This window comes from Paenibacillus turicensis, assembly GCF_017873435.1.
In the GTDB taxonomy this organism is placed as follows: domain Bacteria; phylum Bacillota; class Bacilli; order Paenibacillales; family Paenibacillaceae; genus Fontibacillus; species Fontibacillus turicensis.
This window is the reverse complement of sequence record NZ_JAGGKG010000018.1, coordinates 12142-37020: the sequence shown is the minus strand read 5'-3', so window position 1 is coordinate 37020 and position 24879 is coordinate 12142. Positions and strand designations below refer to the sequence as shown.

Annotated in this window: 22 protein-coding genes; 17 read left to right on the top strand and 5 right to left on the bottom strand. The window is 38.6% G+C overall.

Going from position 1 to position 24879, the window contains the following annotated elements:
- Positions 1–15: 15 nt before the first annotated feature.
- Entirely contained in the window at positions 16–1380 is a 1365-nt protein-coding gene (locus J2Z32_RS16725; protein ID WP_210090331.1) for a YheC/YheD family endospore coat-associated protein, read from the bottom strand.
- 150 nt (positions 1381–1530) lie between these two features.
- On the opposite strand from J2Z32_RS16725, the gene J2Z32_RS16720 reads away from it, so the two are divergent.
- The 3 genes from J2Z32_RS16720 (at position 1531) to J2Z32_RS16710 (ending at position 4048) form a co-directional block, all read left to right on the top strand.
- Complete coding sequence (locus J2Z32_RS16720) at positions 1531–1878, top strand: YlbF/YmcA family competence regulator (protein ID WP_210090330.1); 348 nt, start codon at positions 1531–1533, stop codon at positions 1876–1878.
- A gap of 381 nt (positions 1879–2259) precedes the next feature.
- A complete protein-coding gene (locus tag J2Z32_RS16715; protein WP_210090329.1) occupies positions 2260–2538 on the top strand; it encodes a hypothetical protein in 279 nt (92 codons plus the stop codon).
- A gap of 175 nt (positions 2539–2713) precedes the next feature.
- Positions 2714–4048: a DRTGG domain-containing protein gene (locus J2Z32_RS16710; protein ID WP_210090328.1), complete on the top strand. Its 1335-nt coding sequence runs from the start codon at positions 2714–2716 to the stop codon at positions 4046–4048.
- A gap of 51 nt (positions 4049–4099) precedes the next feature.
- On the opposite strand, the gene J2Z32_RS16705 is transcribed toward J2Z32_RS16710, so the two are convergent.
- Both J2Z32_RS16705 and J2Z32_RS16700 read right to left on the bottom strand, forming a co-directional pair.
- Positions 4100–4597: a sporulation membrane protein YtrI gene (locus J2Z32_RS16705; protein ID WP_210090327.1), complete on the bottom strand. Its 498-nt coding sequence runs from the start codon at positions 4595–4597 to the stop codon at positions 4100–4102.
- Positions 4594–4923, bottom strand: coding sequence for a YtrH family sporulation protein (locus J2Z32_RS16700; protein ID WP_210090326.1), 330 nt, complete (start codon positions 4921–4923; stop codon positions 4594–4596). Before J2Z32_RS16700 ends, J2Z32_RS16705 begins: the two co-directional genes overlap by 4 nt.
- Positions 4924–6110: 1187 nt before the next feature.
- On the opposite strand from J2Z32_RS16700, the gene J2Z32_RS16695 reads away from it, so the two are divergent.
- The 7 genes from J2Z32_RS16695 (at position 6111) to J2Z32_RS16665 (ending at position 14700) form a co-directional block, all read left to right on the top strand.
- The gene (locus J2Z32_RS16695; RefSeq protein ID WP_210090325.1) at positions 6111–9752 is read left to right on the top strand and encodes a DNA polymerase III subunit alpha; all 3642 of its coding nucleotides are present in this window, start codon (positions 6111–6113) and stop codon (positions 9750–9752) included.
- Positions 9753–10007: 255 nt separating this feature from the next.
- Positions 10008–10205: a glutamate decarboxylase gene (locus J2Z32_RS16690; RefSeq protein WP_210090324.1), complete on the top strand. Its 198-nt coding sequence runs from the start codon at positions 10008–10010 to the stop codon at positions 10203–10205.
- 44 nt (positions 10206–10249) lie between these two features.
- Positions 10250–11140 (top strand): acetyl-CoA carboxylase, carboxyltransferase subunit beta, encoded by an 891-nt coding sequence (gene accD, locus J2Z32_RS16685; RefSeq protein WP_210090323.1) that lies wholly within the window; start codon positions 10250–10252, stop codon positions 11138–11140.
- 5 nt (positions 11141–11145) lie between these two features.
- Complete coding sequence (locus J2Z32_RS16680; RefSeq protein WP_210090322.1) at positions 11146–12183, top strand: acetyl-CoA carboxylase carboxyltransferase subunit alpha; 1038 nt, start codon at positions 11146–11148, stop codon at positions 12181–12183.
- Positions 12184–12293: 110 nt separating this feature from the next.
- Positions 12294–13715 carry a pyruvate kinase gene (gene pyk / locus J2Z32_RS16675; protein ID WP_210090321.1) on the top strand — a complete coding sequence of 474 codons (1422 nt, stop codon included), beginning with the start codon at positions 12294–12296 and terminating at the stop codon, positions 13713–13715.
- Between the two features lie 151 nt (positions 13716–13866).
- Positions 13867–14295, top strand: coding sequence for an acyl-CoA thioesterase (locus J2Z32_RS16670; protein WP_210090320.1), 429 nt, complete (start codon positions 13867–13869; stop codon positions 14293–14295).
- 12 nt (positions 14296–14307) lie between these two features.
- Positions 14308–14700 (top strand): FxsA family protein, encoded by a 393-nt coding sequence (locus J2Z32_RS16665; RefSeq protein WP_210090319.1) that lies wholly within the window; start codon positions 14308–14310, stop codon positions 14698–14700.
- A 24-nt stretch (positions 14701–14724) separates the two neighbouring features.
- On the opposite strand, the gene ytvI is transcribed toward J2Z32_RS16665, so the two are convergent.
- The gene (gene ytvI / locus J2Z32_RS16660) at positions 14725–15843 is read right to left on the bottom strand and encodes a sporulation integral membrane protein YtvI (RefSeq protein WP_210090318.1); all 1119 of its coding nucleotides are present in this window, start codon (positions 15841–15843) and stop codon (positions 14725–14727) included.
- A 169-nt stretch (positions 15844–16012) separates the two neighbouring features.
- On the opposite strand from ytvI, the gene J2Z32_RS16655 reads away from it, so the two are divergent.
- The 6 genes from J2Z32_RS16655 (at position 16013) to J2Z32_RS16630 (ending at position 23293) form a co-directional block, all read left to right on the top strand.
- Positions 16013–17296, top strand: coding sequence for a helix-turn-helix domain-containing protein (locus J2Z32_RS16655; protein ID WP_210090317.1), 1284 nt, complete (start codon positions 16013–16015; stop codon positions 17294–17296).
- Between the two features lie 214 nt (positions 17297–17510).
- On the top strand, positions 17511–17921 hold the full coding sequence (locus J2Z32_RS16650) for a hypothetical protein (protein ID WP_210090316.1): 411 nt from the start codon (positions 17511–17513) through the stop codon (positions 17919–17921).
- 199 nt (positions 17922–18120) lie between these two features.
- Entirely contained in the window at positions 18121–19869 is a 1749-nt protein-coding gene (locus J2Z32_RS16645) for a methyl-accepting chemotaxis protein (protein ID WP_210090315.1), read from the top strand.
- Positions 19870–20157: 288 nt separating this feature from the next.
- Positions 20158–21270, top strand: a complete 1113-nt coding sequence (locus J2Z32_RS16640; protein WP_210090314.1) for a citrate synthase — start codon at positions 20158–20160, stop codon at positions 21268–21270.
- A gap of 144 nt (positions 21271–21414) precedes the next feature.
- Positions 21415–22710, top strand: a complete 1296-nt coding sequence (icd, locus tag J2Z32_RS16635) for an NADP-dependent isocitrate dehydrogenase (RefSeq protein WP_210090313.1) — start codon at positions 21415–21417, stop codon at positions 22708–22710.
- A 157-nt stretch (positions 22711–22867) separates the two neighbouring features.
- Complete coding sequence (locus J2Z32_RS16630) at positions 22868–23293, top strand: hypothetical protein (RefSeq protein ID WP_210090312.1); 426 nt, start codon at positions 22868–22870, stop codon at positions 23291–23293.
- Between the two features lie 122 nt (positions 23294–23415).
- Here the strand turns inward: J2Z32_RS16630 and J2Z32_RS16625 are convergent, their stop codons facing one another.
- Entirely contained in the window at positions 23416–23751 is a 336-nt protein-coding gene (locus tag J2Z32_RS16625) for a helix-turn-helix domain-containing protein (RefSeq protein WP_210090311.1), read from the bottom strand.
- Positions 23752–23787: 36 nt separating this feature from the next.
- Here J2Z32_RS16625 and J2Z32_RS16620 point away from each other — a divergent pair, with 36 nt between their 5' ends.
- Positions 23788–24834, top strand: a complete 1047-nt coding sequence (locus J2Z32_RS16620) for a glycosyltransferase family 2 protein (RefSeq protein ID WP_210090310.1) — start codon at positions 23788–23790, stop codon at positions 24832–24834.
- The last annotated feature ends 45 nt before the right edge of the window (positions 24835–24879 follow it).

The window sequence follows — 24879 nt, the reverse complement described above, 5'->3', positions numbered from 1 at the left end:
TGTACTAAGTCCCCCCTAGAAGCCAGATAAGAATCGAGCATATTCAATGACTTGTTTCACTGAGGGGCGAATTTTACTTGCTCCAATCGGTGTATTATCATTTTTTGATGGTTTAGAATTTACCTCTAAGAGCCATATTTTACCTGTGTTGTCGACTGCGAGATCAATCCCTAATTCCCCAAAATGAGCAGGAATATATTTATCAATCCCTTGAGCGATATCTAGTGCAGTTTTTTGTAGGCGTCCGGCAATTTTACTCTTGACTTGAGTAGGAAGCGTAGCGCGAGCAACTGCTTCTTTAACGGTGCTTAACGTGCCGCCTCTCGCCAAATTAGATACAAAATGCTGACTGCCTGCTGTCCGACCTACAATAGAAGTAATATTCCATTTTCCCGTCAAGTTTTTTTGCACAAGGGCTCTAAAATCAACTGGACGATGCTCAATTTCAATGAGATTTAAGCCTTGCTGAATTTGATAACGTGTTGTTTTCATTTTGCCAGACAGGGAAGCAAATAACTTGGCTAAGCTCGTATAGCTTTGCTTACGTGTTCCTCCAACCTGAGCAGTTAAGGACTGATATCCACCTTCAGTTCTAGAAATGCGGATAATGCCCTTACCTAAGCTGCCACGGATAGGTTTAAGGAATACAACAGGGTGCCTCGCGCACATCGTTTTGAGCATGGCATAGTTTTTAAATAGATGTGATTCTGGCAAGTAACGGCTTAATGAAGGGTCATGTGCTAATGCATCAAACACCTCGGTTTTATCTAGAAACTTTTCATTAAAGAATTGACTCCCGAAGCTAGATTTTACTTCTTTTAAAAAATGCTGTACGCTAGGTTTGTTCTCTAATTTACGTGAGGTTAATCGATTGTAAAAAACATCTGCTGCAGGTACTGTCATTTTCCTCCACCCATTGTCATACACCCAGCCTGATAATTGACTTGCGTTTGTGCCGATATGATCTGGGGTAAAAAAGTAAACATATAGGCCTTGTTGCTTACAGGCGTTAACAAGCTCTTGACAAAACATCGTGATTTGACCAAATGGTCTTTCAGGTGTCGCGGGATAATCTTTGCTGATGAGTACACCGATAACGGGTCCGAGTTTAAGCGTCGAAGATTGTGGTTGATAGTGAAGTCTCAACGTGGTTTTTGATAATATACCTAGCTTGCTTGCAAGTCTTGGACTGATTTTGGCTTCTTGAGACTTGCTTAAGGGAATAACTTTAACTCTGTGGCGAGATGCGCCAAAGCTCAGCATCAATGGACGATGGATCGGAATTCTCCATTGCTTGATGTGTGAATCTCCGAGCACAAGGCAGTCATCTTCCAGTAATCCTGAATTCATGATCTGTAATATCATTTTTTTGGAGGACATGAAGAGGGACTCCTTCCAATTATCAAGGCATTTCGTCTTGGGCTATGGTTTACTCTGCTTAATTGCATGTAATGCATCATATGAGGGCGTAGAAACCTTGGTGATTAACCTAGGGATGTTATATTTAATATTTTGAGGAGGAAGTTTAATATGAAAATTTATGATCACGCACATGAGCTTGCTCGTGCTTTGAAGGAAAGCGAAGAGGTTACACAAATTAGTGAAGCGATGAAATTGATTGAGGCAGACGTTCAAAGTAAAGAAATGCTAGATAATTTCCGAATGCGCCAAAATGAAGTACAGCAAAAAATGATGACAGGCGAAATGCCAGCTCCAGAGGAAATGGAAAAGATGGAGAAGCAATTCGAGCTAATCAGTCAGAATCCACATATTCATAAACTATTTGATGCAGAACGTAGACTTAGCGTTATTATTCAAGATGTAAACAAAATCATTACAGATAGCTTAGCGCACCTTTACGGCGCGGAAATGCAATAATTTATGGTTTAAGATGGGCTCTATTTATAAATCAGTACTTGACAGTGACTAGAGGGTGGTAGCTACGCTCCAGAGCGTTCTTACGATTGTTGTTAAAATCATATTCCTTTTATTAAAGTTTATTGATGGATGGAATTAGATTTTAAGAGACAATCTTCAGAATCGCTCTGTCTCTTCGCTAGTTTGGGTTAACGGTCAAGCACTGATTTCAAGATTGAGCCTTAAAAAGAGTAGTGATTTAAAATCATTCACTCCTTCATTTTTAAAACTTATCTCATAGTCTGTGAATAATTTCTTGAATATAGAGAAGCTTGGCTCATATTTCAGGATTTACTTCATAGAATAGAAATATAGTTTAAGAGAAGAAGGAGCTGTATTGCAATGAAAACGGTCAAAAAACCAAGTAAATTTAAGCATGCTGTATATTTAATTTTAGCGCTTGCTATGTTAGTTTATGCCCTTCCTATGATTACATTTAATTCTGGAGCTACCTTTGTTTCTATATTTGGTATTGTCTGGGCTGCCTTTGCATTTCTTGTTATTGGTGCACACTTATATTATTTATTAGGTGTAAACGAGGAAAAAGAGCGTGCCTTGGATGCAATTCGACGCGAAAAGGCAAGACAATGGCAACATAAGCTAGCAGATGATGCTGAATAATAGAATTGCTACAGGTTTGGAATACGCCGTCATTAATATATGGGGTGTATTCCTTTTTTTATTTTACAAAGTGCTTATATAGGATTTCTAACTATAAATCATGGGTATAAAATAGAGTAAGGGTTGGTGTATAATAGGTACAGAATAGTACAGATTCGACTAGGAGGTATAACAGTTGGAAGGGTATGAAGAGACTGTCACCAAGCATGAGCAGTTGCTTCAATATATAGAAGGTCTTCAAATTGGAACAAAAATTTCTGTGAGAAAGCTAGCAAAATCTCTTTCCGTCAGTGAAGGAACTGCATATCGTGCACTTAAGGAAGCTGAAAACCTTGGTATTGTTGTCACCAAAGAAAGAATTGGTACAATTAGAATCGAGAAGAAACCTCGCAATATTTCCGATCAGCTTTCCTTTGCCGATGTAGTAGAAATTGTAGAGGGACATGTTCTTGGCGGTGCTGAAGGTCTGGATAAAACATTGCATAAATACGTAATTGGTGCGATGAAAATTGATGCAATGGCAAGATATATTGATGCTGGAAGTATGCTAATTATCGGGAATAGAGAAAATGCTCATTCACTTGCTTTGCAGCAGCAGGCAGGCGTGTTGATTACAGGGGGATTTGGTACAAGCCGTGAGGTAAAAGCATTAGCTGATCGACTCGCTTTACCGATTATTTCCTCTCGCCATGATACGTTTACAGTCGCATCCATGATTAATCGGGCTTTATTTGACCGGTTGATTAAGAAAAAAATTATGTTAATTGAAGATATCGTTTCTTTAAAGCCACGCGTGAATTTGCTTAAAATGACGAGTAATATTTCAGATTTTGATGAATTATCCATTGAAACGGGTCTATATCATTTTCCTGTAGTAGATGAATGGAATCGTGTAATTGGTATTATTAGCCGTAAAGATATTGAACAGCTTCATGGGGATCAATGTATAGAAAAATATGTAACAAGGCATCCCATTACAGTTGGATTGCAGACTTCTTTAGCATCTGCCGCGCAAATTATGGTATGGGAAGGTATTGATTTTTTACCTGTAGTTGATCGTAATCGTAAGCTCGTTTCCTCTGTTACAAGACGCGAGGTATTACAAGCTATGCGAGATGCGCGTAATCAGCCGCAGCTTGGTGAAACGTTTGAGCATTTAATGTGGAATGGCTTTGCTGAGGAACGTGACGATAGCGGTAAGCTCATTTTCCATGGGATGATCACACCACAAATGTCCAGTGAATTAGGCACAATCTCTCATGGCGTAATCACCTCTTTGTTAACTCAAGCAGCGATTCGTGCCGCAAAGGATGTTACGGGTGGCGATTATGTCGTTGATAACTTAACTACCTTTTTTGTAAGACCATTGCAAATTGAAAATCCAGTGATCATTGCCCCTGTCGTACTAGAAATGAGTCGAAGAGCGTGTAAACTAGAAATCGCAATGACTTATCAGGAGCATGTGGTCTCCAAAGCGATGATTACATTACAATCTATAGATCATTCTTAATGAAGTAAGTATAAAATTTAATTCTAACGAGGAACTAAGGTGCTTTTTGCCTTAGTTTCTTATATAAGGGCGCATGGACACCCATACCTGCAAGACACCTTCGCTCACAAGCATCGTTTTAATTTGAATCGCATATTCTTTATCCCGTACATCATAAATCTTGCGATTTAACAACGTGCGTGCCATTTTAGCATCCTCATCAATTTCAAAAATACTTCGTCCACGTAAAACCTCAAGCTCCTCTTGAAGTTGCTTCGTCACTTCTTTCATCGCTAGTTCATCTAGAGGTGGGTCACTTTCTTCAATCCGTACTTTAATTTCCTTAATAATGGTAGCACTTTTATTATATTTTTTAAGCGTTTTATTATCCTCTTCTGCTTGATGAAGCTGAATTTGTAGATCTTTATTTTGAATCCACAACGTGTTGTAGCTAGCTTGATAGATAAGATTATAAACTAGGGTCCCAGCAATCATTCCTAATATAAATATCGCAGAGAGATGCATAAACCGCTGGATTTTTATTTTCCAGGACGACTTATTATAGTTCATCCCCGGCCTCCCCCACATGCCCATCTTACAAGTAATGAACCTAAGTGAGCTCCCGCAAAAGCAAACAACAAATATAAAATCTGCTTAATAGCAGGAGATAGATTACCATCAAAAAAGTTACTTTCAATTACTCTCATCGGATCAATCGTACCGCCAACCGCCGTAGCAAGTGCCCAAATCTTAATGCGATCCGCAATATCAAGCATCGATTGTGTAGGGGGTTGTAACGATACAATAGCCCCTATGCCTCCAATTAAAGCACCACCCAACACAATGCCAAACGCAACAAAAAAATCCATAATTGCTTTAGAAATAAATGTACTCATTGTTGCTTGTCCCCCTTTCCCTTACTATTATTGTATGGGTGGAGGTTGGTGTTATATGATAAAATTTTATAAAACAATAGCATGAAATTAGTGGTTGACAATGGTGGGAATTGTAGGCTACAAAACAGAGGGTTCTTACGATCGTTGTTAAAACTAGATTTCTTTGTATTCTTGCAACCTAGTTGTTGAAATCTACTTTTAAATACGAACGCTTCACTTCTCCAGAATCCCCCTGTTTCTTCGCTAGTTTGGGCTGCTTGTCAACCTCTAATTTAAAATCATGAACCAAGTTTTATTAATTTCATGGGGAAATGAAATTTAAGATTGATTTAAGCCTTAAACTTAAATCTAGAGGTTACATATTTTAATTTTAAATTTTACTCCTTTGCTTTATAACGCTTAATGATACAATATAGACAATCGAGCACTTTCTCATTTTAGGCTTTCAATTAGATAAGCCATAGCTAAGTCTGAGCGGAGTAAGGCTAGGACAGAAGGTAGTAGGAATCTAGGTCACTCCCCCATAAAGAGTGTTAACTTTAAAAAATAAAGCCTCTACTTTCAATCAATACTTAATAAACAACACTAACCTAACGTAGGGACAGAGGGATTGTGGAGAAGCGAAAGCGTTCGTATTTAAAATCGGATTCCAACTATGAGTATGTTGTAAGGAAAGAAATCTGATTTTAACAACGATTGAAACAACCCTCTGTACCGTAGCTTCTAACTCCAATGTGACTAAAAGTACTGATCCATTTTCATTCATTTAGTTTCTAAAACTTAATGATACAATATAGACAATCGGGCACTTTCTCAATTTTGGCTTCTATTTAGAAAAGCCATACTTATGTCCGAGCGGATTAAGACTAGGACAGAAGGTAGTAGAAATCTAGGGGACTCCCCTTTAAAGAGTGACTTAACTTTAAAAAATAAAGCCTTCACTTTCAATCAATACTTAATAATCAACACCCGCCTAGCGAAGGGACAGAGGGATTGTGGAGAAGCGGAGCGTTCGTATTTAAAATCGGATTTCAACTATGATTATTGTGTAAGGAAAGGAATCTGATTTTAACAACGATCGAAACAACCCTCTGTACCGTAGCTTCCACCTCTATGATTATTAAATATTGAGCTTTATGTAGTACCTTGATTTTTTTTGTAAATTCATTTTGAAGGAAGGTTAAACCATGAGCAGTTTTGTTCATTTACATGTGCATAGTGAATATAGCCTATTAGATGGCGCCGCCAGATTGGAAGAATTAGTGGCTAAAGCTGCTGCTTCTGGGATGACTTCTTTAGCATTAACCGATCATGGTGTTATGTATGGGGCAATCCCTTTTTATAAATTATGTAGGTCGCACGGCATTAAGCCGATTCTTGGCTGTGAGGTTTATTTTACTGCAAATTCTCGTAAGGAACGGGGGAGCCGAAAGGATCAGCCAATTTATCATTTGATTTTACTTGCCAAAAATGAAACAGGATACCGTAATTTAATGAAATTATGCTCGATAGGTCATCTAGAGGGTTTTCATTACAAGCCTAGAATCGATCGGGAGGTACTAGAGAAGTATCATGAGGGGATTATTTGCCTCAGTGCGTGCTTAGGTGGAGAGGTTCCCCAACATTTGCTGCAAGGAAGATATGAGGAAGCGAAGAAATCAGCATTATGGTATAAAACAATTTTTGGAGATGATTATTACTTAGAGCTTCAGGATCATGGGATCAGAGAGCAAAAGCAAGTGAATCCTTTGCTTATGAAGCTGGCGGAGGAGCTCTCCATTCCTCTTGTGGTAACTAATGATGTGCATTATTTAGAGACAGACGACGCTGAGGTGCAGGATGTACTCATTTGTATTGGTACAGGAAAGTCTGTTGACGATGAAAATCGATTCAAAATTGAAAATAATCAGCTCTATTTGAAAACTGGCGAGGAAATGCAGAAAATATTTCCGCATGTACCTCAGGCGATTCAAAATACAATAGAGATTGCAAATAAATGTCAGCTCGAATTACAGTTTGACCAACATATTTTGCCGCAATACGGACCTATTCCTGACAACCATAGCGCAGAAAGTTATTTAAAGGAATTATGCTTTAAAGGGCTACAGGAAAGGTATGAGCAATTAACGATTTGGCAAAATGATGGGCAGCGTCAGGAGCTAGTAGCACGACTAGAGTATGAGTTATCTGTCATTACAGATATGGGATTTAGTGATTACTTTTTAATTGTTTGGGATTTTATTAGCTATGCACATAGTCAAGGAATCGCAACAGGACCAGGACGTGGCTCCTCAGCAGGGAGCTTAGTCGCTTATGTGCTTCATATTACAGATGTGGATCCAATTAAGTATCAGCTATTGTTTGAGCGATTTTTGAACCCAGAACGGATTACAATGCCTGATATCGATATTGACTTTAGTGATGAACGCCGGGATGAGGTCATTACTTATGTCTCGCAAAAATATGGTGCAGAGCATGTTGCCCAGATTATTACGTTTGGTACGATGGCTGCACGGGCGGCTGTTCGAGATGTAGGGCGGGTCTTAGGGATTCCTTTTGGGGAAGTGGACAAGGCTGCAAAGCTAATTCCAGGAAATCCGGGAATGACCATTACCAAAGCGCTGGAGCGCAGTCAAGAGTTAAATAGCCTATATACTTCAAATGATCGCATAAAAACGTTGCTAACGATGGCAATGAAGGTAGAAGGAATGCCTAGACATGCTTCTACGCATGCCGCAGGGGTAGTTATTTCACGTGATCCACTTACAAATGCGGTGCCACTACAGGCGGGTAGTGAAGAAGCTGCACTTACGCAATATTCCATGGAGCATCTAGAAGCGATTGGGCTACTTAAAATGGACTTTTTAGGGCTACGAACGCTTTCTATCATTGAGCGTTGTATGAGATGGATAAAGGAAGAGCATCAGCTTATCCCTGATTTCAAGGTCATTCCAGACAATGACCAAATAACCTATGAGATGCTTGGGCGCGGAGAAACGACAGGTGTTTTTCAGTTGGAATCTGCGGGGATGAGGCGTGTTCTGCGGGATTTAAAGCCAACAGAATTTGAAGATATTATTTCAGTTTTAGCATTATATCGCCCAGGACCAATGGAATTTATCCCTAATTACATTTCAGCAAAGCATGGGGAAACAAAGGTTAAATATCCTCATAATGACCTAGAACCCATTTTAAGTGATACGTATGGTATTATTGTGTACCAGGAGCAAATCATGCAGATTGCTTCTAAGATGGCGGGCTTCTCTTTAGGTGAAGCAGACTTATTAAGAAGAGCAGTGTCAAAGAAGAAAAGGGAAGTCCTTGATGAGCAACGTGGGCATTTTGTGTCGGGTAGCTTAGCCCAAGGTTATAGTGAGCAGGAAGCAAATTTAGTATATGATATGATCGTTCGGTTTGCGGATTATGGATTCCCGCGTGCCCATGCGGCTGCCTATGGTGTTCTTGCGTTCCAGACCGCCTATTTAAAAGCGCATTATCCTGTCTATTTTATGGCGGCAATGTTGACTGCTGTTATGGGGAGTCACCGTAAAGTTGCAGAATATATTGTAGAGTGTCGCCGTATGGGAATAGAAGTGATGCCACCAGACGTGAATGTCAGTGGTGTGTATTTTACTCCTGAACTAGGTCATGCATCACATGCTGCTGATTATGGTCAGTCGCAAGAGGAAGATGGCGGTCATGGTACGATTCGTTTTGGCTTAGCTGCCATAAAAAATGTCGGTACACAAGCGATGGAAAGCATTTTACGTGAAAGAGCGGAGCGACCGTTCGATAGCTTGCTTGACTTCTGTCGTCGTGTTGATTTACGTGTATGTAATAAACGGGTTATTGAATCCCTTATTCAGGCGGGAGCATTTGAGTCCTTACGTGGTCACCGTGCACAATTGCTTGCAATGGTGGATGAAACTGTCGAGGCGGCACTAAAATGGCGCAAGGATCGTGATGATTTACAACTGCAATTATTTGATTTTGATGTTGCGGAAAATCTCAATTGGGAAATTAAATATCCTGAAATCTCACCTTATACCATGGGTCAGCAATTGGAGCTTGAGCGTGAGTTGCTAGGTTTGTATTTATCAGGGCATCCATTGGATGATCATGCACAGTGGCTAGAAGCTTCTTCAATTGATCGTTTGATGGAGTTAGGAGATGCAAGTGATCATAGCTCAGTGATTGTGGCAGGTATGGTCGTGTCTTTGAAGGAAATTACGACAAAGCAAGGCAAAGCGATGGCATTTATCGAAATTGAAGACCAGATTGAGCGGGTAGAGGTTGTTTTATTTCCTGAGGTGTGGAAGCGTGGGGCTAAATACGTGGCTAAAGGTGAATTGCTTATATTGTTAGCAAATGTTCAACAGCAGGATGAAGGCTTTAAGCTGTTAGCGGATGAAGTATTGCCACTTGAGCCCTCCAATTTACAGCAATTAATCGAGCGGCGTAATTATAAGCAAAAGCAACCCGTTAAAGTCTCGAAGCCAACATTTCAGAAAACTACAGCTCATACGCCAACTCAAAAGACAACAAGTCAAAATACAACAACTCAAGGGACAGGAACACAGCAGGCAACAAAAGATCAAGCCAATCAGCGTGTATTTATCAAAATCAAGATTGAAGCTGAAAATCCTGAGATGCTCTCCAGCTTAAAAGGGTTATTGCAACAACATCAAGGTACAATGGCAACGGTGCTATTTTACGAAAGCACGGGGAAATTGTTAGCATTAAATAGTGAGTACAGTATTAAACCTTCCCCCATATTATTTAGTCAAATTGAAGGCATGTTGGGAGAAGGAACGGTGAGAGTGAAGTAGAATAAAGGATATTGTAATCAAGGAATATATAAAAAGTAAGCAAATTTAGGATTGGACTTGCATAGACTTAAACACCTATGTTTCTAGAAATATGGTATGATGTCAAGACAAGCCTTAGAATGAAAAGAGTGCCTTTACTGCTTAGTTGTTAGCTTCTAGCTAGTCTCCTTCTGTTGCGGTGAATTTGAAAATTATGTTATCATTACTCTATTAAACGGGCACAGGAAGTAAAGGTTAGGGGGCATTGTCAAGGACATGTGGACTGTTATATATATCGCGCCAACCGCAAAAGCTGCGGAAATTATTAAACATAAATTATCGGAAGAAGGGTTCCTCGTCCAGACACGTCCTGCAGGTTTATCTAAGCAACAGTTTGAGATTTTAGTCCCTTCAGGAGAATTGGATGAAATTCAAGAGGTGTTGAATTCAATTTTGCATCCTAATCATTTCTAACTGTAGTAAGTAGGCAATAAATTTACGGCTGAAGAGGTGTAGTTGTGTTTAAAGACTTATTCCAGAAAAAAAGAAAGTATGCGACCATTCCTTCAGAGCGTATGGGTGGCGACGATCAGTCACAGTTATCTGATCGACCAAAGCGTGAAATACCAGAAGGCTTAATGAGCAAATGCGATAAATGTGGGAGTATTCAATATAGTAAAGAATTGGAAAAAAATCTAAAGGTATGTCCATCCTGCGGCTATCACATGCGACTAAATGCAATGGATCGGATTAAATATACGATAGATGAAGGCACCTTTATTGAATATGATGACGATTTAATATCGGTTGACCCGCTTAATTTTCCGGGATATGCAACCAAGCTTGAGCAGCAAACACTCAAATCTGGATTACGAGAAGCCGTAGTGACAGGTCAAGGCAAAATAGGTGGCTTTGAAACCGTTGTTGCTGTCATGAGCTTTGATTTTTTCACAGGGAGCATGGGTTCTGTTGTAGGTGAGAAAATTACGCGTGCCATTGAGGCAGCTATCGAAAAATCATTACCTATGATTATTTTCTCCACCTCAGGTGGTGCAAGAATGCAAGAGAGTATTTTAAGTTTAATGCAAATGGCAAAAACTAGCAGTGCTTTAGCTCGACTAAGTGAGGCAGGAGGCTTGTATCTTTCGGTCATTACCGACCCAACTACAGGGGGCGTTTCGGCCAGCTTTGCTATGCTTGGTGATATTATTATTGCAGAGCCAGGTGCTGTGTTAGGCTTTGCGGGAAGAATTGTTATCGAGCAAACGATTCGTCAGAAGCTGCCTGAGGATTTCCAGACGGCAGAGTTTAACCTACAGCATGGACAAATTGATTTAGTTGTTCATCGCAAAGAATTGAAATCCATGTTGTCTAAATTGCTTGATTTGCATGGCGGGAAGGGAGAATAGTATATATGGCAGGAGATTTACCTTTTGAAAGCCCCCTTGTGAAGCTTCGGGAAAAAATTCAGGAGTTGGAGCAGTTTGGCAATGAAAAGGGAATTGATTTTAGCGATGAAATTGCACGATTGGAAGAGCGTTATAAGCAGCTAGAGGAAGAAATATATAGTAATATTTCTCCATCAGAGAAAATGTATTTATCTCGCTTACACCAACGTCCAACCTCGCTTGACTTAATTTCATTAATTTTTGACGACTTTATCGAGTTGCATGGTGATCGTTTATATGGAGATGACCTTGCTATTGTTGGTGGTTTAGCGAAGCTAGACGGCATCCCTGTCACAGTGATTGGACAGCAGAGAGGGAAGGATACGAAAGATAACATTGCTCGTTTCTTTGGTAGCGCACACCCTGAAGGGTTCCGTAAAGGGCTTAGATTGATGCAGCAGGCTGATAAGTTTAAGCGACCGATTATTACTTTTATCGATACTAAAGGTGCTTATCCAGGTAGTGCAGCAGAGGAGAGAGGACAAGCTGAGGCAATCGCTCGTAACTTGCGAGAGATGTCTTTGTTGCGTGTTCCTGTTATCTGTGTAGTTATTGGCGAGGGAGGTAGCGGAGGTGCGCTTGCGTTGGCAGTGGGCAATCGGGTGCTGATGCTAGAGCATGCTATTTATTCCGCGATTTCACCTAACGGGGCCGCTTCTATCTTGTGGAAGGACGCTTCTAGAGCTGATGAGGCTGCTACAGCGATGAAAATTACGGCGGACGATTTACTCGAGATGGAAGTCATTGAGGAAATTATTACAGAACCTCGTGGTGGTGCACATAACGATTACCAATTTACCGCTGATGAAATAAAGAAAGCGCTGTTGACCCATTTGAAAGAGTTATCTGTTATGAATAGTGATGAGTTATTGGAGGATCGTTATCTTAAATTCCGTAAGATAGGTAAATTTGCACATGCAAATCAACCTAGTCAAGAAGCACCATTAATTCACACAAATAATGGTAAAGATGATGCTCTCAATGCAGAAAGTGAAGAAACTTAGGAATAATTATAGAACTATGATGAATTTCCTATACAAATCTTAAAAACTATAGTAAATTTAATTGTTGGAACAGAACATATAGAGAGAACAAAAAAACGGAGGAAACACAAATGCGCAAAACAAAAATCGTATGTACGATCGGTCCTTCCAGCGAATCGTTAGAAAACATCAAAAAGCTGATTATGGCCGGAATGAATGTTTCTCGTCTAAACTTCTCCCATGGAGATTTTGAGGAGCATGGCAATCGGATTAATACAATCCGCAAGGCGAGTGAAGAATTAGGGAAATCTGTAGCCATACTGCTTGATACAAAAGGCCCTGAAATCCGCACCGGCGTATTAAAAGAAGATTCATTAGAGCTTGTGCAGGATGAATTTATCACTCTAACTACAGAAGAAATTAAAGGTGATAAGGATCGTATCTCTATTACTTATGAAAATCTTCCTAATGATGTAGAAGTAGGCTCTACTATTTTAATCGACGATGGATTAATTGGTCTTACTGTTGTTGATATCCAAGGCACAGAAATTAAATGCCGTATTGTCAATGGTGGAACAATCAAAAGCAAAAAAGGTGTTAACGTTCCAGGCGTTGCTATTTCACTTCCGGGCATTACAGAAAAAGATGCTAACGATATCAAATTTGGGATTGAACAAGGCATTGATTTTATTGCTGCATCCTTCGTTCGTAAAGCAAGTGATGTTTTGGAAATTCGCCAATTGCTTGAAAAACATAATGCATCCCACATTCAAATCATCTCCAAAATTGAAAACCAACAAGGTGTTGACAACTTGGATGAAATTCTTGAAGTTTCAGATGGTTTGATGGTTGCTCGTGGTGACCTTGGTGTAGAAATTCCAGCAGAAGATGTTCCTTTAGCACAAAAAATGATGATTGAGAAATGTAATATTGCAGGTAAACCTGTTATTACAGCAACTCAAATGTTGGATTCTATGCAACGTAACCCAAGACCTACACGCGCAGAGGCAAGTGACGTGGCAAACGCTATTTTTGATGGTACAGATGCAATTATGTTGTCTGGTGAAACAGCAGCAGGGAAGTACCCAATTGAATCTGTATTAACTATGTCTCGTATTGCTGAAAAAGCTGAATCTGCATTAGAATATCATGAAATTTTTATGAAGCAAGCAAATGCGCAACAAACAACAGTAACCGAAGCAATTAGTCAAGCGGTAGCGAATTCTGCATTGGAGCTTAATGCTAAAGCAATTGTGACTTCAACAGAAACTGGTTATACTGCCCGTATGATTTCTAAATATCGTCCTAAGTCTCCAATTATCGCAGTGACTACAGAAGATCAAACTTTGCGTCGTCTTGCTTTAACATGGGGTGTAACTCCGGTTAAAGGAAACTTTGCTTCTTCAACTGACGAAATGTTTGATTATGCAATGAAGGGTGGACTTGAGTCTGGCCTAGTTAAAGAAGGAGACCTTGTTGTTATTACAGCAGGTGTGCCGTTAGGTCGTTCAGGTTCAACAAACTTAATTAAAATTGGACAAATTAGAAAATAAATATAAACCTATCCTTTTTGAAAAAGTGATCGGTTTCTAAGAAGCAACAGTACTCTTAAATGAGTGCTGTTGTTTTTTGCTTTTTTGGCAAAATGGGGGCTAATAGGTTATGATATGAAGGAAAGAAGCGTTAGATAGGAGTGAAGATCAAGTGTTTGTCAGCGAATTAAGTATTGAACCTAAGTATTCAGAATTTGATATGATGGGTATAATTTATCATGCTAATTATTTAAATTGGTTTGAAATGGGACGCACGAAATTATGTGCTGATTTAGGTTTTCTATATTTTGATATGGAGCAAGCAGGTTATATTTCCCCAGTCCATGAGATGAATGTCATTTATAAGCGTGGGATTACATATGGCGATAAGGTAGTGCTTCGTACACGTATTCATGAAAATGGTGGCGTTAAAACTACATATGCCTATGAGGTTCTGGATGGAGAAGGACAGCTGCGGGTAGAAGGTATGTCTTCTCATTATATTGTGAGACGAGAGGATTTTAAGCCCGTTCAGTTTAAAAAGGTATTCCCTGACTGGTATGCTGCATTTGAGAAAGCAAAGACAATAAAGACATTATAAAGGAGTTCTTATATGCGTAAATGGATGATTGCAATAGTTGTATTATTACCAATCTTAGAGTTTTGGGGATATGTGGAGGTAAGTGAACGAATTGGGATCGGTAAAACACTATTTTTAACCTTAGCCACTTCTATTATTGGTGGTGTAATGATGCAATTTGAAGGACGTAAAGTAGTTGCAGATGCTCAGCATCAAATACGCGACAAACAAATTCCCGGACGCACGATGCTAGATGGACTTTGTATATTTGGTGGCGGTATTTTATTGCTTATCCCTGGTTTTGTTACGGATGTGATTGGATTTACACTTGTATTTCCATTAACCCGTCCGATTTATCGTTTTTTCCTGTTAAAATGGCTAGCCAAAAAAATGAAAGATGGTTCTATTACATATTATCGTCGCTAGGGGTTAGTTAGGGTTAGTTATTAGTCAGCGTAACTTGCCATGTAAAATATAGTTTCGTATATTTTCAAAAATACCAGCCCGATAAATTGCACCCGTCACTACAAGAAACACAGGTCCAACAACAAAGCCTAAAATACCAAACATTTTAAGCCCAACAAATAATGAAATAAGTGTAGGCAGGGGCTTCAGACCAACATTAGTTGCTAGTATTTTGGGTTCGATAATTTGTCTAACGACAAGAATGACAGCGTACAAAACCGCTAGCCCTAATCCGAGCTGCAAGCTCCCTGTAATGATGAGATAAATACTCCAAGGCAACATAATGGTTCCCGCCCCAAGATAGGGGAGAAAGTCAACTAAACCAATAAATAAAGCATATATAAAAGGAGAATCTACCTGAAGTATCAACAGTCCAATAAAAACTAAGGAGGCTGTAATAAAAATAAAAATTACCTGTGCACGTAAGTAGCCAAAAAATGCCTTTTGTAAATCACCTCTTACCATCCCCGAAGTTACACGATAATCAAGTGGAATATAGCTTTTAATCCCATCCCGGTATTGCTCCCAATGTTGACTTATAAAAAATGCGGCTAATAAAACAATACTGACAATAAAGAGAAGATTAGGTAAGGATGTAATGATATTTACAATGCTCCCAAGTAAGGTGGAAATCATAGAAGTGATAAATTCACTGATTTTTGCAGTGGTGTTGTCTATATTTTTGGTTACCGTATAACCATATCCTGATTTATTGGTAGAAAATAAGTTGATTTCTGCGATTAAATTTTGAATATACTCTTGCTGACTCCAATGTATAAACGCATTTTTCCAATGGTATAGCTGAATCTCAATTGTACTTGTAAGGTGAACTAGCTCTCTAATCAGCTTTGTAATGGCTGCTGCCAAAATAATGATCGCCGCGCCAAAGTAGACAAGGAGTGCAACCATAATTGCTAACCACCTAGGTAACCTAACAGATTGATTAAGCCAGCCAACAAACGGTTGAATAGCATAAGCAATGACCCACGCAATGATAAATGGATAAATATAAGGTAGCGAATAAAAAAAAGTGCAAGCACCTGCAACCACAACAATACTTATCCATGCAAACCGTAATAAACGCTTCGTTATTTGGTGTTGCACCTTATGTCACCTCCTACCCGTACAAGCTCCTTATTAGTTATCATATTAAGGAAATTGGCTCGATATACTTCCAATCCTTTATAATACAGTTAAAAGACTGGGATCATTGGATAACTAATAATTAATATTGTTGTTGATTAGATGATAGATTGTAAGGAGTGAAGCTATTGTGTTAAAGGAGCGAATTGATTATCTGTGCCGAAAAAAGGGGATTAGTCGAAAGGACCTGGTAGAGGGGTTAGTGACTCAGGCTCATTTTGCTAATATTTTGGCTCAGCGCTACCCTCTTGCTGAGGATATTGCAGAACAAATCGCTAAGCGATTGGATGTTACACCCACATATTTACTACAGGCAGATAAGGTGGATGATGAAACAGAGGCTGAAGCAAACGCCATTTTTGAGTCTCTATTTCAGCCTGCAACTCTGATGGATGAAAGTATGATCGAAAGTATCGCAGATCGGCATGATCCGCTATTGATTGAATTAACAGTTGCTTTAATGAAGGCTATATATTATCAGCAAATCAATGAGGTAGATGCATTTAACTACATACATCAGTCTTATCTTCAATTTTACTTAAGTAAATATGAGGATCCCAATGATTTAACACTTCCGGCTTCATTACGTAGAGCACTACTGTACTACTACATACAGCAGGGCCGTTTACAAAGCCGTTTTTATGAGGTTGTAGTTTATGCTGAGAAGCTTGAGGGACTTATGCTAGAAGGTAGTGAGGCATGGGTTACCTTGCAGCATATTTTAATTGAAGCTTATGTATCTACAAGACAATTTGAAAAGGCGAAGCAGCGTTTTGAATTTACCTTAAATCTCTTGTATCAAAATCGTTGGTTCCACCGCTTATCTGGGCTGTATATTGCTTATAGTGGCAGCTGCTTTGCTATTGGATTGTACGAGGAAGCATTACTTACGCTATCGATGGCAGAGGCGAACCTTGTGTATTCACCAAATCAAGGGGACTTAATGACGACCATTTTGAACAATCGAATTGTAATGCTCACATTAGTAGAAAAATTGGATCAGGCCAAATTAGAAATTGAGCGCTTTGAGCAGCTTGTACAGCAGGAACCAGCGGAAACACAGCTTAAGCTGATGCCGGTCATCATCATATATTATTGTGAAATTGCATGTATGGAGAAAAAGTGGGGTCTTTTAGCTCACGGAATTAAACAATTAAAAACCTATTCGTCCTTAACCACAGATCAAAGTATGGCGTTATTATTTTACGAGAGCCAATTTGCATTTGGACAAAGTGATATGGATGCTTTTATGACTTTAGCACTTGAGTGTTTACCTTACTTTGAGCAAATTAGTCACAAAATGAGATTAGAGCAGCTTTATGAGGAATTGGCCGTTGCCTGTGAGGAAAAAAGACGTTACAAGGAAGTTGCATTGTATTATCGTAAATTAGTTTACTTGCTTAAAAATAAATAAAAAGACCTTATTTTTTAAATGAGTTATCGTAAAGTTAAATTTTATTGTGAAAAACGTTGCTTTTTCATCATTTTTTTGGTTAAAATAGATCTCATTTTGATTTTTTTTGAAAAGTTTTGGATCGTGGCAAACCCATTGTTTGCTCCCTCGTAGGCACCTTATACTTATGTTACAGGGTTCAAGATTCCCCAATATGAGTAAAGAGGTGTTGTATATGTTTAATTTATTTGGTAAAAAGAAAAAAGATGAAAATCCGATTGATCATGCAGATAAAGTAATGAATAAAGGCTTAAGTGGTTTATTGATGAAAGGTTTTGTGCCTAAGGAGCATCGAGATCGTATTAATGAAGGATTAAACTCAGCGAGGAATGCTCAGCTTGGCTCAAGTGGTATTCCGGTTCAAGCTACCGCGATCGTTGAAGAAGTTATGGACACCGGAAAATTAATAAATTTTGATCCGATTGTTGTATTAAAATTAAAGGTTACAGATGGAAATGATAGAAGTCATGAAATAACGTTAGAAACGCTTGTTTCTAAGCTACAAATTCCGCGTATTGGTGATCGGGTAGGATTGGGATTACATCCCACAAAACAAGGTGAATGGATTTATATGGGGTTAATATAAAATGAGGATGGTTCTCCCAAATTAGGTAAAGGGAGGGCTGTTTTTTTACATATAGAGGATGCTGTACCATGTCTATCAATATCATTAATAAAGATTATTAAATATTTTAATACCACTCTAAATTTCATGAAAAAAATGTCGATATATTATTAGTTACTTTACTTAAATTAGTTTTATATCCAGCGTAGGAGTGGTCAACATGGAAAATAAAAAAGAAACCAAGCAGAGAAATTTTAAGATGACAATTCGCACTAAAATGCTATTAGGCTTTTTATCGATTGTAGTATTGTTAGCGGCTGTGAGCGCGTATTCCGTGAATCAAATTCAGGGGATGACTTCAAAATCAGAAAAAATAAACAATGTTTTGATGCCCACCGTAACGCTACTTGGCATAATGAATGGAGACATTTCAGACGTTGAACGTTATGCCCTAAATATAATTGTAGAAAAGAATCCTCAAGAAATTGAGAAAGCAAAAGAGTCTCTTGAAAAACTACTTGAAAAGTTTAATAAGGAAAGAGAGCAGTTAAAAGAACTCGCACCTCAAATTAACAAAGACAATAATGAAATTAGAAGTGTATTAACTGAGTTTAATAATAATTTTGAAGAATATATAATAAAAGTGCCCGAATTTGTGGAGCAAGGTGTTCAAAACAATTATGATACAGCTAGCCAATTACATGGAGAAGCTTATCCATTATGGAATACTGCAAATGATAATATAACTAAGCTGATCGAGCTTGTAAATGAGGAAGCCTCTCTTGCAAGCAATAGTGCACTTGAATTAGCGCAGCAAGCATTTATTGCGATTATCACTTTAACCATTGCGGCGGTTGTGATTGCACTTGTTATTGCCTTTTTAATTTCAATTATGATTTCAAAACCCGTTAAAAAAATTAGTGAGGCTGCCAATCAGATTGCCAATGGAGATTTAACAGGTGAAGCTATTACATTACGTAATCGGGATGAGCTCAATGACCTGGCTATTTCCTTTAATATCATGACAACCAATCTCCGGAGCATGATCGAAGCGGTGGGGACAACCTCAGAACAGGTGGCGGCTTCCTCAGAAGAGCTACAGGCTAGTGCGGAGCAAAATACGAAGGCGTCTGAGCAAATTTCTGAGATTGTAGAGGAGTTGGCTACAGGCACTTCTGGACAAGTTGATATCGTATCTCGTTCTTCTCAAGCGATGAATGAAATGGCAACAGGATCAGGACAAATCGCAGAATTGGCACAAAGTGTGTCTGAATCAGCAATTGACGCCGCTAATCAATCTGCAGAAGGTAATGTTATTATTCAAGAAGCAGTGGAGCAAATGGGATCAGTACAGGCATCAATTACTTCGTTGTCTAAGCTTATGATGGGTCTAGGTGAGCGTTCCGCTGAAATTGGGACAATAACAGAGGTCATTAACGGAATTGCGCGTCAAACTAATTTACTGGCGTTAAATGCTGCGATTGAAGCCGCTCGTGCAGGAGAGCATGGTCGAGGTTTTGCCGTTGTTGCAGATGAAGTACGGAAATTAGCTGAAGAATCATCAACATCCGCGCAGAAAATTACAGATTTAGTACACCTCATGCAGCAGGATACTTCCCAAGCGGTAGCTGCCGTAAAGGAAAACAGTGTTGAGACTGAAAATGGAATGGAAGTTGTTACTAAAGCAGGTCATGCATTTGAACAAATTTTAAATGCAGTAAATAAGGTAGCAGGAGAAATTCAAGAGGTATCAGCTGGCGCAGAACAGATGGCGGCGAGTTCAGATGAGGTTGTTAAATATATGGAGCAAATTTCTAGCATCGCGATGGGTGCTTCTGAAGGAGCACATAACGTATCTGCGGCTACCGAAGAGCAGCTTGCTTCTATGGAAGAAATTGCTGCATCTTCAAGCTCCTTGTCCCAGATGGCAGAACAGCTACAAGAGCATGTAAACAAATTTAAAGTATAAATGTATAGCTTCTGCATTATTATTTAGAATTTGTATAATTTGAATATTGAATAAGTTTATTAAGCGTCTCTCTCGTCATATTTACTGATAGGAGGGCGCTTTTTTCCTTATTTTACTTACGTTATTATGTTTTTAGTTCAGAGTGAAAAAATAATTTGATATGCAATTTTGTTCACATGCTAAAAAAAATCCAGTATGATATTTTAAAAGGGAATTCGGTTAATTATACATTAAGACTTTTATATTTTAACTATTTGCTCATAATAAACAATGAGGGAGCGATGTATTATGACAGCTATGAAGGGTTTGGAAGGTATTGTAGCCGCAACTTCCTCCATTAGCTCAATTCATGCCGGTATACTTACTTACCGAGGTATTAATATTGATGAATTGGCAGAGCATGCAAGTTATGAAGAGACAGCTTATTTATTATGGTATGGACATTTGCCAAATGAAGAGGAGCTTACTGAATTACGGGCTCGTTTAAGCCATCATTCGGCATTGCCAGAACAAATCATACAGCAATTAAAAATGGTTCCAAAGGATGCTAATCCAATGGCTGTGTTGCGGACTGCGGTGTCTGCTCTTGCCTTTTATGATGAGGATGCGGATCACACGTCAAAAGAAAGCAATCAAGCTAAGGCAATCAAATTACAGGCTCAAATTCCTACGATTATAGCTGCCTATGCTCGTATTCGTGATGGGAAGGAACCAGTAGCACCGCTACCTAATGTGTCAATTGCACACAACTTTTTGTATATGCTTTCAGGAGAACAGCCTTCAGAAATTGCGATTTCTGCATTAGATAAAGCATTTGTTTTGCATGCGGATCATGAATTTAATGCTTCTACCTTTTCTGCACGAGTGACTGTAGCGACCTTAACTGATATTTATTCTGCAGTGACTTCTGCAATCGGTACGTTGAAAGGTCCTTTACATGGTGGTGCCAATGAAGCGGTTATGAAAATGTTAGATGAAATCGAAGTAATTGATCATGTAGATTCTTATATTGAACAAAAGCTAAGAAATCGTCAAAAAATTATGGGCTTTGGTCACCGCGTATACAAAAATGGTGATCCTAGAGCAAAACATTTGCAAAAAATGTCCTATCAATTAGGAATGCTACAAGGAGATACAACCTTGTATGATATTTCAGTTCGTGTTGAAGAGCTAGTGACTAAACATAAAGGCCTTAAGCCAAATGTGGATTTTTATTCAGCTTCAGTATATTCTATGCTTGGCATTCCACGTGATCTTTTTACACCTTTATTTGTAATTAGTCGTCTTTCAGGATGGACTGCGCACATTATTGAGCAATTGGATGATAACCGAATTATTCGCCCGCGTGCTGAATATATAGGTGTAGATGGGCAGAAATATGTACCGCTAGAGTTACGGTAATTACTATTGCTTATAAACATAGATCATGCAAATCGCAATGTAATTATGATATAAGGACATGAATTGTGTTAGAATATAGATCAGGATATATACACGAGATATGCATAAATCCAAATAAATATTGCCGGGAGGATGTCTGAATATATGTTAAAGTTAGAGAAGTTTGCATTGCCTGCTGAAGGTGAACAAATTCAAATCGTGAATGGTAAGCTTGATGTGCCTAATCATCCTATTATTCCATTTATTGAAGGCGATGGTACAGGCAGAGACATCTGGAAGGCTTCCAAGCGAGTATTGGATGCCGCAGTAGACAAAGCGTATGCAGGTGAAAAGAAAATAGCTTGGTATGAAGTGTTTGCAGGTGAAAAAGCATTTAATACATACGGAGAATGGTTGCCTGCCGATACATTAACTGCCATCCGTAATTATATCGTAGCGATTAAAGGTCCTTTAACCACACCTATTGGTGGTGGAATTCGTTCTTTAAACGTTGCTCTTCGTCAAGAATTAGACTTATACGTATGTTTGCGACCTGTTCGTTACTTCGACGGCGTACCTTCTCCTGTAAAACGTCCTGAATTAGTAGATATGGTCATTTTCCGCGAAAATACAGAAGATATTTATGCAGGGATTGAGTATCAAGAAGGCACTGAAGAAGTGAAGAAGGTATTGTCCTTCTTACAGGAGCAAATGGGTGTAAACAAAATTCGTTTTCCTGAAACTTCTGGTATTGGGATTAAACCCGTATCTGAAGAGGGCTCTAAACGTCTTGTTCGTGCCGCAGTGCAATATGCAATCGATCATGGCCGTAAGAGTGTAACTTTAGTTCATAAAGGCAACATTATGAAATTCACTGAAGGAGCATTCAAAAACTGGGGTTATGAAGTGGCTGAAGCTGAGTTTGGTGATAAAGTGTTTACTTGGAACAAATATGATGAAATTAAAGAGCAATCAGGTGTAGACGCTGCTAATAAAGCGCAGCAAGAAGCATTAGACAGCGGTAAAATTTTAATTAAAGATGCGATTGCAGATATTGCGTTGCAGCAAGTTTTGACTCGCCCAACTGATTTTGATGTGATTGCAACATTGAACTTAAACGGAGATTATTTATCCGATGCGTTAGCTGCACAGGTTGGTGGCATTGGTATTGCACCAGGTGCTAACATTAACTATGTAACAGGTCACGCTATTTTTGAAGCAACGCATGGAACTGCACCAAAATATGCAGATTTGGACGTTGTAAATCCAGGTTCAGTTATTTTGTCTGGTGTGATGCTGCTTGAGCATCTTGGTTGGCATGAAGCGGCTAACTTAATTTATAAAGGGCTAGAGACATCCATTAACAATAAGACAGTAACCTATGATTTTGCACGTCTAATGGAAGGTGCAACAGAAGTGAAATGCTCCCAGTTTGCGGATCATGTCATTGAAAATATGTAATTTAATCGATGAACTAAAAATCAACCAAACAACAAGAAGTTCTCTAACGAAAATTAGAGGGCTTCTTTTCATTATTTGGTTTCATCGTTATAATATATTATATAAAGTAATAATGAATATTAATAAAAAATTGTTTTAATGAAGGGAGTATTTTTTCATGTTTAAAGCGATGTTATTTGTACACATTATTGGAGCGTTGGCTTTAGGTTTTTATTTAGTTTTACCTTTTATATTTGCTAAAGTAAATAAGCTCTCCATTCCTGCTCAGGAAGGAACAGTTTCACTAATATCCTCCTTAAACCGCTATGCACAGATTGGACTTGTTATTCAATTATTGACTGGTGGGTATATGGTTGGCAAAGGAAAGTTTTCGATTGCATGGATGGTTGTAGTTGTTGTCTTATTCCTCATTATTGGCGCACTTAGTGGTATGATGGGTAAACCACTTCGTTTGGCTCTTCAAAATATTAAGCAAAAAAGTAATGTACAAGCCCACTTAGGGAAACTAAAAATGTTAAGCACAGGTCTATCCATCACCGTGATTGTTATTTCATTTTTTATGGTGTATAGCAAAATTATTTAATTAAAATTACTAAATTAAGAAGCTCCACAACATAAACACCCGAATTCTAGTAAGGGAAAGCATTGATATGCCCCTACAATAGAGTTCGGGTGTTGTATGTTTACGATCAACTAATAAAATTGTTATTCCTTCATATCATCTAAATGAGTTACCATTAACTTAATGAGGTCTAGTACAAGCTGTTTTTCCTTTGGTGTTCGTTCTGCCATAATCTGATGAATCTGTTGCATGAAGTGATCATCGTTAATCTCGATTGAATCATGTAGAAGGTAGTCTACGGTTACGCCTAGCTGGTTAGCTAATTTAACCAATGTTTCAAGAGATAAGCTACGTTCACCACGTTCAATCTGACCTATGTAGGCATCTGAAACGTCAATCTTTTCAGCGAGCTTTTCTTGGGTCCAGTGCATCTTGTGTCGTTCTTGACGCAGCCTGTTCCCTAATGCATCATAATCCATAATACCCCTCCTATATTTACCTTAGTTACATTAAGAATGAAATTTAATAAACTAATAGTTTTATTTACGTTTACTAATAGCTTTGTTTGGTCTAATATTGTATTTATGACAAGACAACATGAAATCCATCATTATATTATGACCAATGATAAGGAGCGAAATAACGTGATGTTTTTTCAACAAGATTTCATCGTGTCGGTAATTTTTACAGTCCGTAATGCAGGAATTGATTTGTACATGGCTTTGGAAACAATGAAGGTATGTCAAAGTGGTTATGACTACGAAGTTATTATCGTGGATGAAGGTTCAGTAGATGGTTGCTGCGATTTTTTGTTAGATTATAACTTTGCATATCCAATAAAAAAGGTGAAGGCAGCAAAAGGAGTCAACGCACGTCACTTAGGTGCTAGTCAAGCACGTGGTGATTATTATATATTTTGTAGTCCAAGGCTGTATTTTGATGATGGATGGATGACGAAGCTAATTAAACCGTTAGTTAAAGGGAAGGCATGGGCAGTTTCCCCTTTACTTAAAGCAATGGGACGAAATGAAAGGGATATAACAAGCTGGCTTCCCTACGGCTTCACGAAGTACATAGATCAGTTTTTGAATGGCCCATCTGGACAGGTTGTGCCTATGTTATCGCAGGAATGCTTTGCGATTTCAGCAGAAGCCTATTTAGATGTGGGTGGGTTTGATTTTCATTTTAATAATAAACAAATTGAAATTTACGAATTTTCGATCAGAATATGGTTATTTGGTGGAAGCTGCTATTATGAGCCTAGTGCGGTGCTCACCTCTGTATTTCGGGTTAATTTTCCTGAAGATTCATTAGAGAAAAAATGGGGCGAAGATTTATTGCTGATGGCGAAGCTTCATTTTAATGAAGCGCGTGATCAATACTGTCAAACTATTGTGCAATCTTATTTCATACAGTACAGTAAGCCGCAGGAAGTCACTGAAAAAGTGATAAAAAGACGACAATATTATGAGGCTAGACGATGTTATGATGACGATTGGTTTTGTCATAAATTTGAGATTGATAAGGTTTTATTGCATGCCAAGCGAATTGGGCTAAATTAGGTGATAGGCATATTCTTGAATAAATAGGAAAAGTTAAAGCTAAGT

Coding starts and splice junctions, on each gene's coding strand:
- J2Z32_RS16715 (WP_210090329.1), top strand. CDS start 2,260: ATGAAAACGGTCAAAAAACCAAGTAAATTTAAGCATGCTGTATATTTA.
- J2Z32_RS16695 (WP_210090325.1), top strand. CDS start 6,111: ATGAGCAGTTTTGTTCATTTACATGTGCATAGTGAATATAGCCTATTA.
- J2Z32_RS16720 (WP_210090330.1), top strand. CDS start 1,531: ATGAAAATTTATGATCACGCACATGAGCTTGCTCGTGCTTTGAAGGAA.
- J2Z32_RS16680 (WP_210090322.1), top strand. CDS start 11,146: ATGGCAGGAGATTTACCTTTTGAAAGCCCCCTTGTGAAGCTTCGGGAA.
- J2Z32_RS16645 (WP_210090315.1), top strand. CDS start 18,121: ATGGAAAATAAAAAAGAAACCAAGCAGAGAAATTTTAAGATGACAATT.
- J2Z32_RS16705 (WP_210090327.1), bottom strand. CDS start 4,597: ATGAACTATAATAAGTCGTCCTGGAAAATAAAAATCCAGCGGTTTATG.
- J2Z32_RS16640 (WP_210090314.1), top strand. CDS start 20,158: ATGACAGCTATGAAGGGTTTGGAAGGTATTGTAGCCGCAACTTCCTCC.
- icd (WP_210090313.1), top strand. CDS start 21,415: ATGTTAAAGTTAGAGAAGTTTGCATTGCCTGCTGAAGGTGAACAAATT.
- J2Z32_RS16700 (WP_210090326.1), bottom strand. CDS start 4,923: ATGAGTACATTTATTTCTAAAGCAATTATGGATTTTTTTGTTGCGTTT.
- pyk (WP_210090321.1), top strand. CDS start 12,294: ATGCGCAAAACAAAAATCGTATGTACGATCGGTCCTTCCAGCGAATCG.
- J2Z32_RS16665 (WP_210090319.1), top strand. CDS start 14,308: ATGCGTAAATGGATGATTGCAATAGTTGTATTATTACCAATCTTAGAG.
- J2Z32_RS16650 (WP_210090316.1), top strand. CDS start 17,511: ATGTTTAATTTATTTGGTAAAAAGAAAAAAGATGAAAATCCGATTGAT.
- J2Z32_RS16620 (WP_210090310.1), top strand. CDS start 23,788: ATGAAATTTAATAAACTAATAGTTTTATTTACGTTTACTAATAGCTTT.
- J2Z32_RS16725 (WP_210090331.1), bottom strand. CDS start 1,380: ATGTCCTCCAAAAAAATGATATTACAGATCATGAATTCAGGATTACTG.
- J2Z32_RS16625 (WP_210090311.1), bottom strand. CDS start 23,751: ATGGATTATGATGCATTAGGGAACAGGCTGCGTCAAGAACGACACAAG.
- J2Z32_RS16630 (WP_210090312.1), top strand. CDS start 22,868: ATGTTTAAAGCGATGTTATTTGTACACATTATTGGAGCGTTGGCTTTA.
- J2Z32_RS16690 (WP_210090324.1), top strand. CDS start 10,008: ATGTGGACTGTTATATATATCGCGCCAACCGCAAAAGCTGCGGAAATT.